General features: G+C 60.7%; 12 protein-coding genes. 5 read left to right on the forward strand and 7 right to left on the reverse strand.

The window, feature by feature from the left end:
• Positions 1 to 118: 118 nt before the first annotated feature.
• The 4 genes from ACP3RB_RS00895 (at position 119) to ACP3RB_RS00910 (ending at position 4,864) form a co-directional block, all read left to right on the forward strand.
• On the forward strand, positions 119 to 1,513 hold the full coding sequence (locus tag ACP3RB_RS00895) for a metalloregulator ArsR/SmtB family transcription factor (protein WP_426699184.1): 1,395 nt from the start codon (positions 119 to 121) through the stop codon (positions 1,511 to 1,513).
• 94 nt (positions 1,514 to 1,607) lie between these two features.
• Positions 1,608 to 3,641 (forward strand): FCD domain-containing protein, encoded by a 2,034-nt coding sequence (locus ACP3RB_RS00900; protein WP_426699185.1) that lies wholly within the window; start codon positions 1,608 to 1,610, stop codon positions 3,639 to 3,641.
• A 263-nt stretch (positions 3,642 to 3,904) separates the two neighbouring features.
• Complete coding sequence (locus tag ACP3RB_RS00905; RefSeq protein ID WP_005504750.1) at positions 3,905 to 4,003, forward strand: 30S ribosomal protein bS22; 99 nt, start codon at positions 3,905 to 3,907, stop codon at positions 4,001 to 4,003.
• Positions 4,004 to 4,174: 171 nt separating this feature from the next.
• Positions 4,175 to 4,864, forward strand: a complete 690-nt coding sequence (locus ACP3RB_RS00910) for a histidine phosphatase family protein (RefSeq protein WP_303979790.1) — start codon at positions 4,175 to 4,177, stop codon at positions 4,862 to 4,864.
• A gap of 108 nt (positions 4,865 to 4,972) precedes the next feature.
• On the opposite strand, the gene ACP3RB_RS00915 is transcribed toward ACP3RB_RS00910, so the two are convergent.
• The 6 genes from ACP3RB_RS00915 to gluQRS all read right to left on the reverse strand — a co-directional run bounded on the left by ACP3RB_RS00915 (position 4,973) and on the right by gluQRS (position 12,134).
• Positions 4,973 to 5,383 (reverse strand): PLD nuclease N-terminal domain-containing protein, encoded by a 411-nt coding sequence (locus ACP3RB_RS00915; RefSeq protein WP_426699186.1) that lies wholly within the window; start codon positions 5,381 to 5,383, stop codon positions 4,973 to 4,975.
• Positions 5,384 to 5,498: 115 nt separating this feature from the next.
• Positions 5,499 to 6,413 carry a 1,4-dihydroxy-2-naphthoate polyprenyltransferase gene (locus ACP3RB_RS00920; protein WP_303979794.1) on the reverse strand — a complete coding sequence of 305 codons (915 nt, stop codon included), beginning with the start codon at positions 6,411 to 6,413 and terminating at the stop codon, positions 5,499 to 5,501.
• Between the two features lie 123 nt (positions 6,414 to 6,536).
• Entirely contained in the window at positions 6,537 to 7,913 is a 1,377-nt protein-coding gene (locus ACP3RB_RS00925) for an AMP-binding protein (protein ID WP_426699187.1), read from the reverse strand.
• Between the two features lie 197 nt (positions 7,914 to 8,110).
• Complete coding sequence (locus ACP3RB_RS00930; RefSeq protein WP_005508297.1) at positions 8,111 to 9,064, reverse strand: 1,4-dihydroxy-2-naphthoyl-CoA synthase; 954 nt, start codon at positions 9,062 to 9,064, stop codon at positions 8,111 to 8,113.
• Between the two features lie 193 nt (positions 9,065 to 9,257).
• The gene (putP, locus tag ACP3RB_RS00935) at positions 9,258 to 10,745 is read right to left on the reverse strand and encodes a sodium/proline symporter PutP (RefSeq protein WP_426699188.1); all 1,488 of its coding nucleotides are present in this window, start codon (positions 10,743 to 10,745) and stop codon (positions 9,258 to 9,260) included.
• 381 nt (positions 10,746 to 11,126) lie between these two features.
• Complete coding sequence (gluQRS, locus tag ACP3RB_RS00940) at positions 11,127 to 12,134, reverse strand: tRNA glutamyl-Q(34) synthetase GluQRS (RefSeq protein WP_426699189.1); 1,008 nt, start codon at positions 12,132 to 12,134, stop codon at positions 11,127 to 11,129.
• 308 nt (positions 12,135 to 12,442) lie between these two features.
• Between gluQRS and ACP3RB_RS00945 the strand changes: the two genes are divergently transcribed.
• Positions 12,443 to 13,351, forward strand: coding sequence for an MBL fold metallo-hydrolase (locus ACP3RB_RS00945; RefSeq protein WP_426699190.1), 909 nt, complete (start codon positions 12,443 to 12,445; stop codon positions 13,349 to 13,351).
• A gap of 107 nt (positions 13,352 to 13,458) precedes the next feature.
• On the opposite strand, the gene ACP3RB_RS00950 is transcribed toward ACP3RB_RS00945, so the two are convergent.
• A complete protein-coding gene (locus tag ACP3RB_RS00950) occupies positions 13,459 to 14,478 on the reverse strand; it encodes a glycosyltransferase (RefSeq protein ID WP_426699191.1) in 1,020 nt (339 codons plus the stop codon).
• Positions 14,479 to 14,640 lie beyond the last annotated feature (162 nt).

Raw genomic sequence — 14,640 nt, forward strand, 5'->3', positions numbered from 1 at the left:
CCCCTTCAGTGCTCCATATTGAGCTAGTACTCAGTAGTCTTTCAGAATTTTTGAAGGTAATTTCTGTATCACCCTCATTCTAAGCTTGAGGCGCCACTTTATATGTCATAATCGCTATATGCATTCTGATGTTTTTTCTGTCATCGCGGATCCGACTCGCCGCCGAATTGTGCGTATTCTCGCTGAGCAAACCCACACGGTGGGTGCAGTGGTTGAGAAGCTGGGCATGAGCCAGCCGACCATTTCGAAGCACCTGAAAGTCCTTCGCGATGCAGATGTGGTCTCCGTGACCGTGGAGGGGCAGCGTCGCCTCTACTCCCTGAATCCGGATGTATTCGCCACCGTGACCGAGTGGATTAATGAGACCGTTCAGATTGCGCACCAGTCCAATGAGGCGCACGCGCCCGTGGCACTGCCCGGTGGCGTGCCTGCATCTGCCTCCAGCAAGGCGACGGCTGAGAAGCCGGTCGAGAAGACCTTCGAAAAGAGCGCTCCGAAGCCCGCAGTCGAAGAACCCGCTCAGAAGCTTGCACCCGCCGCAACTGCACCGGCTGCATCCGAGAAGAGCGCAACCGCGGAGAAGCCCGAGGCGACCGACTCTGAAACTCTCACCGTTGAGGCACCCACCCCCGAGGAAATCGAGCAGGCTCGCATTCAGCGCGCCCGCGCACAGCACCTGACCCCCAGCGCGCGCATCTACTCGCGCCCTGCGGAGCAGGCTGCTGATAGCACCGATTCCGAACCTGTCGCTGAGAAGGCGGGAGCTGCTGAGCCCACCTCGCAGGAAGAGGCAGTGGATAGCACCCCGATGCGCCCCTTCACTCCCGCATCCTACGGTTACGATGCTGGGGTGGCCCCCGCGGCGTCGGCAACCCCCGCTCAGCCCGCTACCCCTGCGGCATCTGCTGAGGCTAAGCCTGTCGTAGCGCAGAAGCCGGTGGTATTCCCTCAGCCTGCGGCTGTGGTGCCTTATGGCATCGACCCCGCTGCGGTTGTGGGTGGCTCGATTCAGCCTATCGCTGTGATCCCCGAGGCTGTTGTGCTTGAAAAGATCGCCGAGGAAAAGGCTACCGACGAAAAGGGCGCAGCTGAGAAGCCTGTTACACCCGCTGAGTCCGTCAAGGAAGAAGCAACCCGCAAGGAATCTGCAGCTGAGGATTCTGCAGCTGAACAGTCTGTGATTGAGAAGAACGTAGTAGATGAAGCCGCGGCAGAAGAGCCCGTGAAGGCTGAATCTGCTGAGGAAGTAGCTTCGCCTGCAGAAGCTACTGAGAAGGCTGAACTCGGTAAGGTCGAGCCTGCCAATGATGAGCTCACCAATGATGAGCCCACCAATGATGAGCCTGTTGAGGGTGAGCCTGCTAAGGCTGAAACCTCCGCTGAGGAGCCCGAGTATCAGACCATGCCCGCCTACGATTCGGTGTACCGCCCCAGCACTGAGACGACCAGCACCGAGGCGAAGGATAACCACCGCGGTGGCCTCTTCGGCTTCCTGCGTGGCCGCCGCCGCTAAGACGGGCGGCTAGGGTCTGCCCTGCCGATCACTTCCGGCATGAACTCTCTGTAAAACACACACTCACTCACTTTTAACCGAAAGACGCATTCACGTGGCTATTCATCGTAAAATTCTGCGCTGGCTCGAGAACGAACTGTTCGAGGGCAACATTCAGCTGGGTCAGGATCTGCCCAGCGATAGCGAAATTGCGCGCGCTATTGGTGTGGGTCGTTCCCGTACCCGCGAGGCACTACGCACCCTGGAAGATATGGATCTGGTGCAGCTGTACAACGGCCGCGGCAAGGAAATGCTGGTGCACCTGAGCGATGAGCCGGCTTCCGCGGCGAGCGCCGCTCTGCGCCTGCACATGTCTAGCTCGCGTTACCCGACTCGTGACCTGGTGCAGACCCGTATTCTGCTGGAAAGCTGGGCGATTGCGCGTATTGACCCGAAGACCGCCTCCTTCGCGGAGCTGGACGAGGTCCTGGCGCAGATGGAAGATTTCGACCTGTCGATTCGTGATTTCCTGGAGCTTCTGCTGACTTTCCACCACCAGGTGATGCGTTGTGCGGGTAATGAGCTGCTGGTGGGTCTGCTCGCGTCGGTGCGTCAGCCGAGTTTTGAGTCGATGCTGTCGCTGGTGGGCCGTATGCCGCTGTGGAGTAGCGCTGTGGAGCGTCTGCGTGCTGAGAGCCGCGCTATTGCGGAGGCTTTGAAGGCGGGCGATTCGGCGACGGCGCGTGCCATGGTGATTGGTCAGCTGCGCGGCATGTATGCCGATGCCGGTATTGACCTGGAGCAGGAGGCGACCTCTGCGAACGGTCTGCCGGGTGAGCCGATTGCTTCTGAGTTTGCGCCGGTTGATGTGGATGAGTTTGCCGCCGATGACTTTGACGATTTGATGCAGGATGATGCGTCCTTCGCTGATGCGGGTGCGTTGCCCGCCGCGGATGCGCCTGAGCATGTAGTGGAGCCTGCTGTTGAGGCCCCGGCTGAGCCTGCGCAGTCTTCTGCCGTGGAATACAAGGTGCCTGAAGGCGATGTCGTCTACATTGAGGAGGCGGCGTCTGAGATCCCCGCCGAGCCGACTGATACCTCTGCTGAGACTACTTTTGGCGCGGATGTTTCCGCTTCTGACAAGGTGGAACATGTCATTCCCACTGTGTCCCAGCCCGCACCTGTTGCGGCTTCCGCAGCTCCCGCACGGCCTGCCGCTCCTTCGGCGAGCCCGGATGTGCCGCTGAGCTTCGGTACCCCGCGCCGCAACACCCCGGTAGCGCAGGCCGCACCCGCCTCCCAGGCTCCCGCCTCGCAGACTCTCAGCTCCCAGACTCCCAGCGGTCAGTTGCCGAGCGCTCCTGCCGCGTACGCGCAGGAAGAGGCCGAGGGCCCCGCGAAGGTTCTGCGTGCTTCTACGGCGGCTCCGCGTCGTCGTAGCGGCCAGATTATTTCTCCGGTGCGTGCAACCATCATTAAGCCGGTGGACCGTAGTAGGGTGCTGACTGCGCCTGCCCGTACCGCGCGTTCTGCGGCTGTTGTGACTGCCGCGGTGCCCGCGGAAGCTGAGTCTTCTGAGAAGGTTCTGCGTGCTCCGGCGCGCCAGGAAGCGCCCGCCGTTCAGCCTGCTGAGCCTACCCGTCTTGAAGCGGCAGCGACCATCCACGACACCTATGAGAAGCTTCCGCATGATGAGCCGGTGCAGGAGCGCCGCGGCATCTTCTCGAAGATGAAGCGTTTCTTTGGCGTGGATGTGTACGAGCCTGAGGAAGCTCAGGAGAGCCCCGAGAAGGATCAGGCAGTGAAGGAACAGGCTGTGAACGCTGAGGCGAAGCCTGAGCCCCAGCCTGCTATTGATCAGGAGGCGCTGGCTCGTGCCGAGGCTGAGCGTGCTGAGCGTCTGAAGGCGTTGCACGCGGCGGCTGAGGAAAGCCCCGCTGAGAAGGTTTTTGCAGAAGAGCCGGTTGAAGAAACCGCTGAGGAATCTAACCTCGCGCAGGAATTGACGCAGGAATCGGCTGAGGAATCAGTAGAGGCCGCCTCCCAGGCTGAGGAGAGCACTTCTGAGGGCGTTACAGCTTCTTCCGGTTCGGTGCTGTCTCACGGCCGCGGTAAGGGCTTGAAGAAGTCGAAGAAGAAGCGCCGTTAGGGTTGCCGAATCCCCGTTTTCACCCGGAAATACCCTCGATATACCCGCGGGAAAAGCGGAAATTCAGGGAAAAACTCCTGAAAAGCCGCTCTCGAATGGTGAAAATGGGGGTAAACCTAGTACTCTAGGTAGGTAGCGCTCTAAAACGCAAGGGTATTTCTGTGCCTAAAATGCGTTTTGGATCGGTTATACCGGTATAAATATCCCCGGGTAGCTACCGAGTCGAATGGCTCGGCCGGGTACGAGTAAAGTGAGGAAATCCTATGGGTTCCGTTATCAAGAAGCGCCGCAAGCGTATGTCCAAGAAGAAGCACCGCAAGCTGCTTCGTAAGACCCGCCACCAGCGCCGCAACAAGAAGTAAATAGACTTCTTTCGCCCCGCCCTCCGTACGGAGAGGCGGGGTTTTTGCGTTCTGGCAGTTTTGCGGGCGGGGTTTTATGTGCGGGGTTTTGTACGCCGGGTTTTGTATTTGCAGAGGGGATGTGCGGGTCACCTGTTTGGGGTGCGGCGTGCTATCTGAGAGACTGGGATTATGACTGAAACTTCCACCATTAAAGTTCACCTCATGCGTCACGGCGAGGTGCACAACCCCGAGCGTATCGTGTACGGCCGTCTGCCCGGCTACCGTCTGTCCGATAAGGGCCAGCAGATGGTGCGTCTGAGCGCTGAGGAGTTCGCGGCTCGTGCTGAGCGCGGCGCCCGTTTTGTGCATCTGGTCTGCTCGCCGTTGCAGCGTACCCGTGAGTCTGCCGCCCCGGTTGAGGAGCTGCTGGGTCTGACCGCGCAGCCGGATGAGCGCGTCATTGAGGCGGATAACTACTTTGAGGGTCTGCACGTGAACGCGCAGGAGTTGCTGAAGAACCCGCGTCACTGGACGAAGCTGTACAACCCGGCGCGCCCCTCCTGGGGTGAGTCGTATCTGGATCAGATTCGCCGTATGGCTGCGGCTGTTCAGGATGCGGCGCGTACCGCCTACGAGTTGGGTGGCGAGGGTGCGGAGGCGATTATCGTGTCGCATCAGCTGCCGATTTGGATTACTCGCCTGGGTGTTGAGGGTCGCATGCTGCAGCATGACCCGCGTGCCCGTGAGTGTAACTTGGCGTCGATTACGACCCTGGCGTTTAGCACCACTGATTTTGAGCATGAGATGCCGCATTTTGTGGGGTATTCGGAGCCTGCTGCACCGCTGTACGGTGGCGTGATTCAGCTGCCCGGTAGCTAGTTCCTCACGCTGTTTCGAGCATAGTATGAGGCTGTGAGCCCATCCGTTACGGATGCGCTCACAGCCTCTTTCTGTACACCTTGAGGGGCGCGGGCCTAGCTGTCTCGGCTAGTTCTGCCCGTTACCCTGATTCGGGGTGCCGTCCTCGGGATCTTTACGTTCGGAATCCTGCTTGTTGTTTGATTCTGCCTCGCGGCTACGGCGTTCGCGTTCTGCTTTTGCTTTGAGCCAGCGCAGGTACTCTTCATCGTCGTCGGGCGAAGACACTGAGGGCGCGGGGGTGCTGCGTCGCTGACCAAAGCCGCGGCGAGCGCCTGCTGCGGGCTGCGCCTTGGGGCGGCCCAGGATAAGCCACATGAGCGGGCCCACCACGGGGAAGAGCAGGGTGACGAGAACCCACAGCCACTTGGGCAGGGTTCGCGCCTCGTGTGCGGGGGTGCGGACGGCGTCCAAGAGGGTGTAGAGGGTCAGCCCCACGATGAGGGCGGCACCGCCAATAATCAGCATGGCTCGAATCATAAGCACTACTATGACACACCGCCGCGTTATCGCAGAACTATGAACCGGGTGCCCGCTAGCGGCGTAACGGCGCGGTAATCTGGCGCAGATTCGTGGGTCGGCTTAGTAGCCGGTCTTAGTAACCGGTGAACACCTGAACCTCGTGGCTAATAATATCCAGCGAACCCAGCCACACGGCGAGGGCTAGAATCACGGAGTACACGAGCGCCACAATACCCGCCTGCTTGAGCACGGGAATTAGCTCGCGGCCGCCGCGTGTCCACACGGTCACGCAGGAGTGGATGGTCGGGCCGACCAGCAGGAAGATCAGTAGGAACCAGGGGTTCTCATCGAGTAGGAGCACGCCCAGACCCAGCGCCAGCGCCATTTCCACAATGTAGGTGATGCGCGACCATCGTTCGCCCAGGCGGACCGCCATGGTCAGTTTGCCCGCCTCAATGTCGGTGGGAATGTCACGCACGTTATTTGCCATGAGCAGCGCACAGGAAATCAGACCAATGCCGATAGCACCAACCCAGCCGAGCAGGGTCAGGGTGTGCGCCTGCGTGTAGAGGGTACCCAGGGTCGCGACCAGACCGAAGTAGACGAAAACGAACACGTCACCCAGGCCCATGTAGCCGTAGGGGTGCTTGCCGCCGGTGTAGCCCCACGCCGCGAAGACGCTGGAGGCGCCAATCGCCAGGAACCACCACTGGTTCGCCAGAGCCACCAGGACAAGACCCGCAAGCATCGCTAGGCCGAAGCATGCGAAGGCGGCGAACTTGACGGAGCGGGGGCTTGCCACGCCGGAACCGACGAGGCGTAGCGGACCCACGCGGTCTTCGTCGGTGCCCTTGATGCCGTCGGAGTAGTCGTTGGCGTAGTTCACGCCGACCTGCAGGAAGAACGCGACGAGGAACGCCAAGAACGCGTAGAGCGGCTTGAATGCGTTGATCTCGTAGGCGGCAGCTGAGCCGGCAATAATGGGGGCGACGGCGAGCGGCAGGGTGCGCAGGCGAGCGCCTTCAATCCATTGGGCGGCAGTTGCCACAGGGGTTCCTTCCGGGTCTAAGTGCGTATGATGCGTGAGTTTGTGCGTGAGGGGTTGTGATGTGACGGTCAGGGCGTGTGGGCGGCTGCGTGTACGGGGCAAAAACCCGCGGATGAGCCTGCTTTAGCCCTGACGATAGTCTCTGTCCAGGATACTGTATATTTTTGCGCGGTCCGGCTTGCCGGTGCTGGTGAGCGGGAAATCCGGCAGGATGCTCAGCTGCTTGGGTGCGGCGGGGGCACCGAGCTTTTCGGCGCAGCGGGCACGCAGCAGGGCGCAGAGGTCTTCGTTCAGTGCGGGGTTATTCTCAGTAGGTGCAGCCGCGGCACCGGCAGAGGGTACCAGCGTGACCGCGGCGGCAATGGCTGTGCCCCAGCGGGCATCGGGTAGGCCGATGACGCAGGCCTCGCGTACGGCGGGGTGCTCTTCGAGGACGGTTGCCACGGCGCGGGCGGAGATTTTTACGCCTCCGCTGATGAGCACGTCATCGCTACGGCCGAGCACCTGCAAGCGCGGCTCGCTACAGTTCTTGTTGCTGTTGGGAGCTGCTGCAGGGCTCAACAGCCCGTAGTCGTCGGTGCGGTACCAGCGGGTGCCGTCGGCGGCGGTGAAGAAGTGCTCGGCGGTGCGGGCGGCATCGCCAATGTAGCCGCTGGCGAGGTGCGCGCCGCTGATCCAAATACGGCCCACCTGCGCGGGCTTCCCCTCAATATCCGGCGCTGTGGGCATACTTTTTTCGGGCATGCCTTCTTCGGGCATGAGCTCCACCCGCACGCTGGGCAGAACCGAGCCGGAATAGACGCATCCGCCGGCGGTTTCGGCACTGCCGTAGGTGGTCACCGTGTTCAGCCCTAGCGCGGTGGAGGCGGCGAGCAGGTCGGCGCTGGAGGGGGCGCCTCCGAGCAGGATTCCGGTGAAGGAGCCGAGCGCCTCGTGAATCTCAGCGCCCAGGGACGGGTTGGCGTCCGCGCTTTCAAGGAGCTTATGCAGCTGGGTGGGCACCAGGGAGATAAACCGGCCTGCCGAGCTCATTCGCTCAACCGCCTGCAGGAAAACTTCGGGGCTAAAGTGCACCGGCTCGGTCACGGAGCGGGCAATGACGGGGGAGGTGCCGGCGAGCACGGAGCGGGCGAGCACCTGTGCGCCGGCAATATAGTGCGCGGGAAGCGCCAGGAGCCACTGCGAGGCGGCATCGGAGTTTGAGCCGAAGAAGTTCTCGGTGGCTGCCGCACTGGCGGCAAGAGCTCGTGCAGTCAGTGCGGTGCGTTTGGGGGTTCCGGTGGATCCGGAGGTGCCCACCACCAGGGCAATAGGCTCTGCAGCCTCTACACTCTCCGCACCAGCACCCGCCGCGTACCCACCCAGTAGCTGCTCAAAAGCACCCAGCATGGCGTGAGGGTCAGCGGGCTGATCGGCGCACACCTGTACCGCCTGTGGGTGCAGGGCAGCCTCCTGCGGGGCGGGGGAGGGCACGAGCCCGGGTGCGGGGGTGTTCATCATGGCTAAGTCCTTAGCGGCTGTTGGTAGCGGCTGCGTGCTTATGAGCTGGGGTGTCATATGCCGGGGGGGGGGGAAAAAAAAAGCATCAAATGCGCCGGAGCCGGATTCTTAGCTGAGGGTATCAGGGTTGAATCCGGCTCCGAGCCTATGCATCTGAAACTACTTCTGCGGAAGGTACTTCCTCTGAGAAGTACTGCTTAGAAGTAGTAGGGGTAGTTGGACCAGTCCGGGTCACGCTTCTGCAAGAACGCATCGCGACCCTCCACGGCCTCGTCGGTCATATACGCCATGCGGGTTGCCTCACCGGCGAAGACCTGCTGGCCGAGCATACCGTCGTCGGGCAGGTTGAAGGCGTACTTGAGCATGCGGATTGCCTGCGGGGACTGGCGGGCGATGTGCGCCGCGTATTCCAGGCCCTTGTTCTCGAGTTCGGCGTGGGGGACTACGTCGTTGACTGCGCCCATTTCGTACATGCGCTGTGCGTCGTATTCCTTGGCGAGGAAGAAGATTTCGCGGGCGAACTTCTGACCCACCTGGCGTGCGAGCAGTGCCGAACCGTAGCCTGCGTCGAAGGAGCCGACGGTTGCGTCAGTCTGCTTGAACTTGCCGTACTCTTCGGAGGCGATGGTCAGGTCAGCAACCACGTGCAGGGAGTGGCCGCCGCCTGCCGCCCAGCCGGAGACGAGGGCGATAACGACCTTGGGCATGGTGCGGATGAGGCGCTGCACTTCCAGGATGTGCAGTCGGCCTGCGCGTGCCGGGTCGATGCTTTCTGCGGTGTCGCCGCTGGCGTAGTGGTAGCCGTCGCGGCCGCGGATGCGCTGATCGCCGCCGGAGCAGAAAGCCCAGCCGCCGTCCTTGGCGGAGGGGCCGTTGCCGGTGAGCAGTACGGTGCCTACGTTGGAGGTCATGCGGGCGTGGTCGAGGGCGCGGTAGAGTTCGTCCACGGTGTGCGGGCGGAATGCGTTGCGGACCTCGGGGCGGTCGAATGCGATGCGTACGGTGGGCAGATCGCGCAGAATTTCGCCGTTTTCGTCGCGCTCAACCTGGCGGTGGTAGGTGATGTCGGTGAAGTCTTCGAAGCCTTCGACAACGCGCCAGTCGGCGGGGTTGAAGATGTCCGAGACCTTTTCGGGAAGTTGTGCAGTCATAGACCCTATTCTACGTTGCCCTCACGTTGCCCGGGGGTTGCCCAGGTGTTGCTCGGGCGTTGTCTGAGGTTGTGGCATGGGTTGCCCGGGCATATAAGAAGGCCCGGACCGCGTGTGTGCGGCCCGGGCCTTAGAAGTTAGGTAAGGAACCTTACCCGGCCTCGGTTAGTTGTAGGCTACGGTTATTTGTGGGTTACTTGACCTTTGCGAGCTCTACCGCGCGGTCGAACTCTTCGTCAATGGTCTGGTTCTTCTTGTAGGTGACCAGGGAGACGATGATTGCGACCAGCATTGCCGAAGCGAAGCCGGGAACCATTTCGTAGAGCACGGACTTCATCGGGCTCTGGCCCCATGCGAATGCCACAACGGCACCGGTGATCATGGAGGCGAGTGCACCCTGGGTGGTCAGCTTACGCCAGTAGAGGGAGAGCAGAACGGTCGGGCCGAACGCCGAACCGAAGCCAGCCCAAGCGAATGCGACCAGCTGCAGAATGGAGCTGTTGGGGTTCCACGCCAGGGCACCGGCGACCAGCGCCACGATTGCCACGCCTGCACGGCCGAGCCACAGGGACTTGCCTGCGCTGAGCTTCTTCGAGGAGAAGATGCCGTAGAGATCCTCCACCAGAGCGGAGGAGCACACGATCAGCTGCGAGGAGAGGGTGGACATAATTGCCGCCAGAACCGCAGCCAGAATCAGACCCGCAACGAGGGGGTGGAACAGAATCTGGGAGAGGTCCAGGAAGACCGACTCAGCGGTTTCCGGGTTGGTGAGGGATGCCTCGGGGTGGCGTGCAAAGTATGCGATACCCATGAACGCACCGCTCAGTGCGCCGAACACGGTCAGGACCATCCAGCTGATGCCGATGCGGCGGCCGGACTTAGCGTCTGCGGGGGTGCGCATTGCCATGAATCGCACGATAATGTGCGGCTGACCGAAGTAGCCCAGACCCCATGCGAGGGACGAAATAATACCGGCGAAGGTGGTGCCTGCGAAGATGCTCAGCGCGTCGGGACGTACCTGGCTGATGGACTCAACCACGGGGCCCACACCGCCGAGGTCAATAATGGTGACAACCGGAACGGCAATCAGCGCTGCGAGCATGAGCAGACCCTGAACCATGTCGGTGTAGGATGCGCCCATGAAGCCGCCGAAGAAGGTGTAGAACACGGTGATGCCTGCCAGCAGGAGCATACCGGTGTGGTATTCCTGGCCGAAGGAGGACTTGAAGAACAGACCGCCGGAGACCATACCGGAGGAGACGTAGAAGGTGAAGAACACCAGAATCACGACACCGGAGACGATGCGTAGCACGCGCTTGGTGTCATGGAGGCGGTTGCTCAGGAAGACGGGGACGGTCACGGCGTCGCCTGCTACTTCGGTGTAGCTACGCAGTCGCGGTGCCACGAACTTCCAGTTGCACCATGCGCCGATGGTCAGACCGACGGCGAGCCATGCCTGGGAGAGGCCGCTGAGGTAGACGGCACCGGGCAGACCCATGAGGAGCCAGCCGGACATGTCGGAGGCGCCCGCTGAGAGTGCGGCGACGGTGGGGGAGAGCTGTCGCCCGCCCAGCACATAGTCGTCGAGGCTGTTGTTCTTGCTATTTGCCCATAGGCCGATTGCGATCATGGCAACAAAATAAATCGCCAGCGCGATGACCTGGTATGTACTCGCGGCCATAATGTTCCTTCTCTCCTGGTGGTAGTGTGCGCCTGTGTGTATTTATGCGCTACCCCATAACTTTATGAGTGGCATAGGATACAGTCTAGGCTTTGAAGGGCTGAAAATAAAGTCTATTTGACGCTTAGGGGTAAGGAACTATGGAATAAATATGTATTTTCTGTGTAAACTTCATGGTCGTACACGTGGGGCAATGTGGGAGCGTGTGCGAAAAAATGCCCGAAAAATCCCTAGAATTCAGGGTTTCGGGCACTTCGGTGCAAGAGAAGTAGTTTAAAAGCAACGCAAACGTTCAGAGACGTATGCATCTAAAACGAATTAAACAAAAAATTTAAAAGCCGTTCGGAGTGTTGAACTGTTACACGACAATGTCACAGAGGCTTAGAGATCCCTCACGACCCACGGCTCAGTAGCCATGCGAGCCGGGTCAAAACGCTCCAAAATCGCCGCCGCATTAGGCATCGGAACATCCGCCGAATGGGCAGAACCATCCGCGTTATACACCGGAATAGAAGCGGCAATCCACCCCAAAATCGTAGGGATTTCAACGCCCGCCTCACGCAGCTGCGGCAGGGTTACCGCACCATCACGCTTCGCCAGGCGCTTACCCTCCTCATTGAGCGCCAGCGGCACGTGAGCGTAACGCGGCTGCGCCAAGCCCAAAAGCTGCGCCAAATACGACTGGCGAGGCGCCGAAGGAAGCAAATCATCACCGCGCACAATCTGCTCAACCCCCACAAAAGCATCATCCACCACGGAGGTCAGGTTATAGGCGTAGGTGCCGTCATTGCGCACCAGCACAAAATCATCCACCAGCCCCGTGTAGGCGCCGTAAAAATCATCCTGCACCGTGTAGCTCGTGCACTCGGCGCGCAGACGCAGAGCCGGCGGACGCTGAGCGCGGCGCTCTTCCCGCTGTGCTTCCGTCAGTTCACGGCAGGTACCCGGGTATGCACCCGGCGCACCGTGCGGGGCGCTCGATGCCTCCTGAATTTCGCGGCGAGTACAGAAACACTCGTAGACGAGGTTCGCCTCGCGCAGCTGCTGAACCGCCTGCTCATAGGCGGCAAGGCGTGTGCTCTGGTACAGCACACCCGCTTCTCGCCCGTTGACAGTCTCCGAGGAGGCGCCGGGGCTCGCATCCCAATCCAGACCCAGCGCCGCCAAGTCAGCAATCTGACGCTCCGCGGCACCCGGGCGCACGCGATCTAGATCCTCCACGCGCAGATAGAAGGGCTTGGAGCCGCGGCGCGCCATCGCCCACGCCAAAATAGCGGTACGCAAATTGCCCAGATGCAAGTCCCCCGAGGGGGAGGGGGCGTAGCGTCCGGTACCGCTGGGGAACGGCTGAGTCGAGGGGTGAGAAGAGGGGGTAGGCGAAGAAGTCATACTCCTATCCTATAGGGGTGTTAGATGCGGGTTTAACCGTGCGCACGACTCTGGGTTGAGTGGCATTGAGGTATAAATATTGCTTCTACGGATGCGCGCCGGGCTCTTTGAGGAGCTCCTGTGGCGATGATGGGCTGTTCAAACAATCCGGAGAGGTTGATAAGGCTCACCACTTTCTTGACGCTAGATATAAGTTTGTGCAAAATAATGCACTTTTATTGCCTTGAATTGTTACCGAACCGTAAATTTCTGTTCTCTGAAGCCCGAATAGTCCCGCAAGCGCTAAAAATTCCAGTAGGGTTGTATCTATGGCTCGTACTATTGAACTCGCAGACGGCGTGTACCGTATTGCGACCGACAACTACCGACTGAACACCGGACTGGTCCTCGGACTGGAACGTGCACTTGTCGTGGATACCGGCGCAGGTCCCCGTCAGGCAACCGAAATTTATGATGAGGTTCGCCGTCTCACGCGCCTTCCTATTACCGTCGTAAACACTCACGGACACTATGAGCGTTTCTTCGGCAACGATGTTTTCGCGGCAATGGGTGCCGAAGAATTCTGGGCGCATCCTCGCGCCGCGCGTGCAATTCGTAAATACGGTGAGGCGCAGCGTCCCTACGTCGAGACGCTCGAACCGGAAATGGCGCACCACCAGGGTGCAGCCACCGACATTATTGTTCCCAACCGCCTGGTCGCCAATAGCGGTGACGGCATTACCTTTACCCCCATTGACCTGGGTGAGCGTAGCGCAACCCTGATGTACATGGGTCCTGGCCACACCGATGGTGACATCCTGGTCGGTATTGAGGATGTGCTCTTCATGGGCGGTCTGATTGAAGAGGGCACCGACCCCTACTTTGAGGATTCTTTCCCCGACCGTTGGATCGATACCCTCGGTGCGGTGCTCGAATTTGATCGCTACCGTGTGTACGTGCCCGGTAACGGTGAGCCGGTGGACCGCACCTTCGTGGAGCGTGAACGTAACACCATGGTGACTGCGATTGAGTTGATTCGTTCCTCCACTTTGGATCGTGATGACGAGGCGACGACCGCAGCAATGTATAAGCTGCCGTACGCACCGGGTGCTACTCGTTTCCTACTGGATCGTTTGGCTCAGCTTGAGAACGCACCGGTGGCGGCGTACCTGGACGCGGAGCACCCGGATACCAGTGGTTTCACGGGTCCGATTACTCTGGGTCAGGCTTCGTACTAAACCCCATATGCAATATGCCTCATAGGGCATAAATACAGGTGAGGGCTGGTTTCTACGGTAGAAACCAGCCCTCACCTTTTATATGCCCGTAACCTTAGGGCACGTATTTAGTGCTGAACGTACTGGGCTCGCATTGCCTCGCAATCAGCCGTCAAAGAAGCCGGGACCTCGCCCATCGCCTCGCACAGCTGCACAAAACGGTGGCGCCAATCCAGGTGCTGCAGCGCCTGACGAATCTGCTGTTCACCCTGCGCGGGGGTCCAACGGGAGGCGGCGTCGGCAACCTGCGCGAGGCCCGCGCGTGCATCCGCGTGATCAATATCGATGGTTGCACCGTCCCACAGGATGTCACGTACGGTGGTGGTGTTCGGGACCTTGCCGACCACGGTCACGCCCGAAGCCAGGGCATCGGTCCAGCGACCGGTAATGTACTCCTTGGTCGGGTGGGTGTACGGTGCCGGGCTGACCGAAGTGGAGAATGCCAGCAGGAACTTCGCGCGGTTCAGTGAATCCTGCAGGTGCTGAGCCGACTCGCGGTCGTTCGCGCCGAAGGGCGGGCGGCCCTCAAAGCTTAGACCCAGCTCGGCGGCAAGAGCTGCGGTCGCCTCGTCATCTTCGTAGGCGGCGGGCTGGCGACCCACACGCAGCAGGTCGGTGCTCTTCGACTCCAGCGCAGCCAGACGGTCGCTGAACTTGCTCCAAACATCCGCGCCCCAGGGCAGAACGCCGGGAGTCTTCACGCCCGCAGCGGTCCAGGGCTGAACGTCATCAACGTCCGCAACGAAAATACGGTCGTAGGTGGAGGACTTAGCCACCGCGGGAATACGGTCATCCCAGAAGCTATCAATCACCCAGCCGTAAATCGCGCCGTAGCGGCGGAACGCGAAGGAGCGCTGCGAAATGGCGTACAGCTGGCCGGGATCAGAAGCAATCACCAGGCAACGCTTGGAGCCGCCCTTGAGGCGGGGCAGACGCGCCAGAAGCTTCGTTTCCTTGCTGAGGGATGCGCCCACATCCACGGTGTGTACGGTACCGCCGGTGTAACGGGCGAGAAGCTCCGCCATAGCGTGTACGGGAACCCAACCGGCTCCGGAGGGGACGGCAACAATAATATCGAGTGAGCTCATGAGATTCCTTGGGAGCAACGCCCGCCGCATGCACCGGGCTCACCGGGGTAAACCCCCGGGTCGCGTGCGGTGCGTATCAGCGGCGAGAGCGTGAATGTCAATACATGATAGATAGGGTGCCGTACGTCAGCAGGCGCGCAGAAAAACGCGAAGGTAGCGGCG

Origin of the sequence: Rothia mucilaginosa (genome assembly GCF_049990865.1) — a bacterium.
In the GTDB taxonomy this organism is placed as follows: domain Bacteria; phylum Actinomycetota; class Actinomycetes; order Actinomycetales; family Micrococcaceae; genus Rothia; species Rothia mucilaginosa_I.

Bases quoted from the DNA above. Each gene is read 5' to 3' on its own strand.
- ACP3RB_RS00895 (WP_426699184.1), top strand. From the start codon at position 119: ATGCATTCTGATGTTTTTTCTGTCATCGCGGATCCGACTCGCCGCCGA.
- ACP3RB_RS00915 (WP_426699186.1), bottom strand. From the start codon at position 5,383: ATGATTCGAGCCATGCTGATTATTGGCGGTGCCGCCCTCATCGTGGGG.
- ACP3RB_RS00950 (WP_426699191.1), bottom strand. From the start codon at position 14,478: ATGAGCTCACTCGATATTATTGTTGCCGTCCCCTCCGGAGCCGGTTGG.
- ACP3RB_RS00925 (WP_426699187.1), bottom strand. From the start codon at position 7,913: ATGATGAACACCCCCGCACCCGGGCTCGTGCCCTCCCCCGCCCCGCAG.
- ACP3RB_RS00910 (WP_303979790.1), top strand. From the start codon at position 4,175: ATGACTGAAACTTCCACCATTAAAGTTCACCTCATGCGTCACGGCGAG.
- putP (WP_426699188.1), bottom strand. From the start codon at position 10,745: ATGGCCGCGAGTACATACCAGGTCATCGCGCTGGCGATTTATTTTGTT.
- ACP3RB_RS00930 (WP_005508297.1), bottom strand. From the start codon at position 9,064: ATGACTGCACAACTTCCCGAAAAGGTCTCGGACATCTTCAACCCCGCC.
- gluQRS (WP_426699189.1), bottom strand. From the start codon at position 12,134: ATGACTTCTTCGCCTACCCCCTCTTCTCACCCCTCGACTCAGCCGTTC.
- ACP3RB_RS00945 (WP_426699190.1), top strand. From the start codon at position 12,443: ATGGCTCGTACTATTGAACTCGCAGACGGCGTGTACCGTATTGCGACC.
- ACP3RB_RS00905 (WP_005504750.1), top strand. From the start codon at position 3,905: ATGGGTTCCGTTATCAAGAAGCGCCGCAAGCGTATGTCCAAGAAGAAG.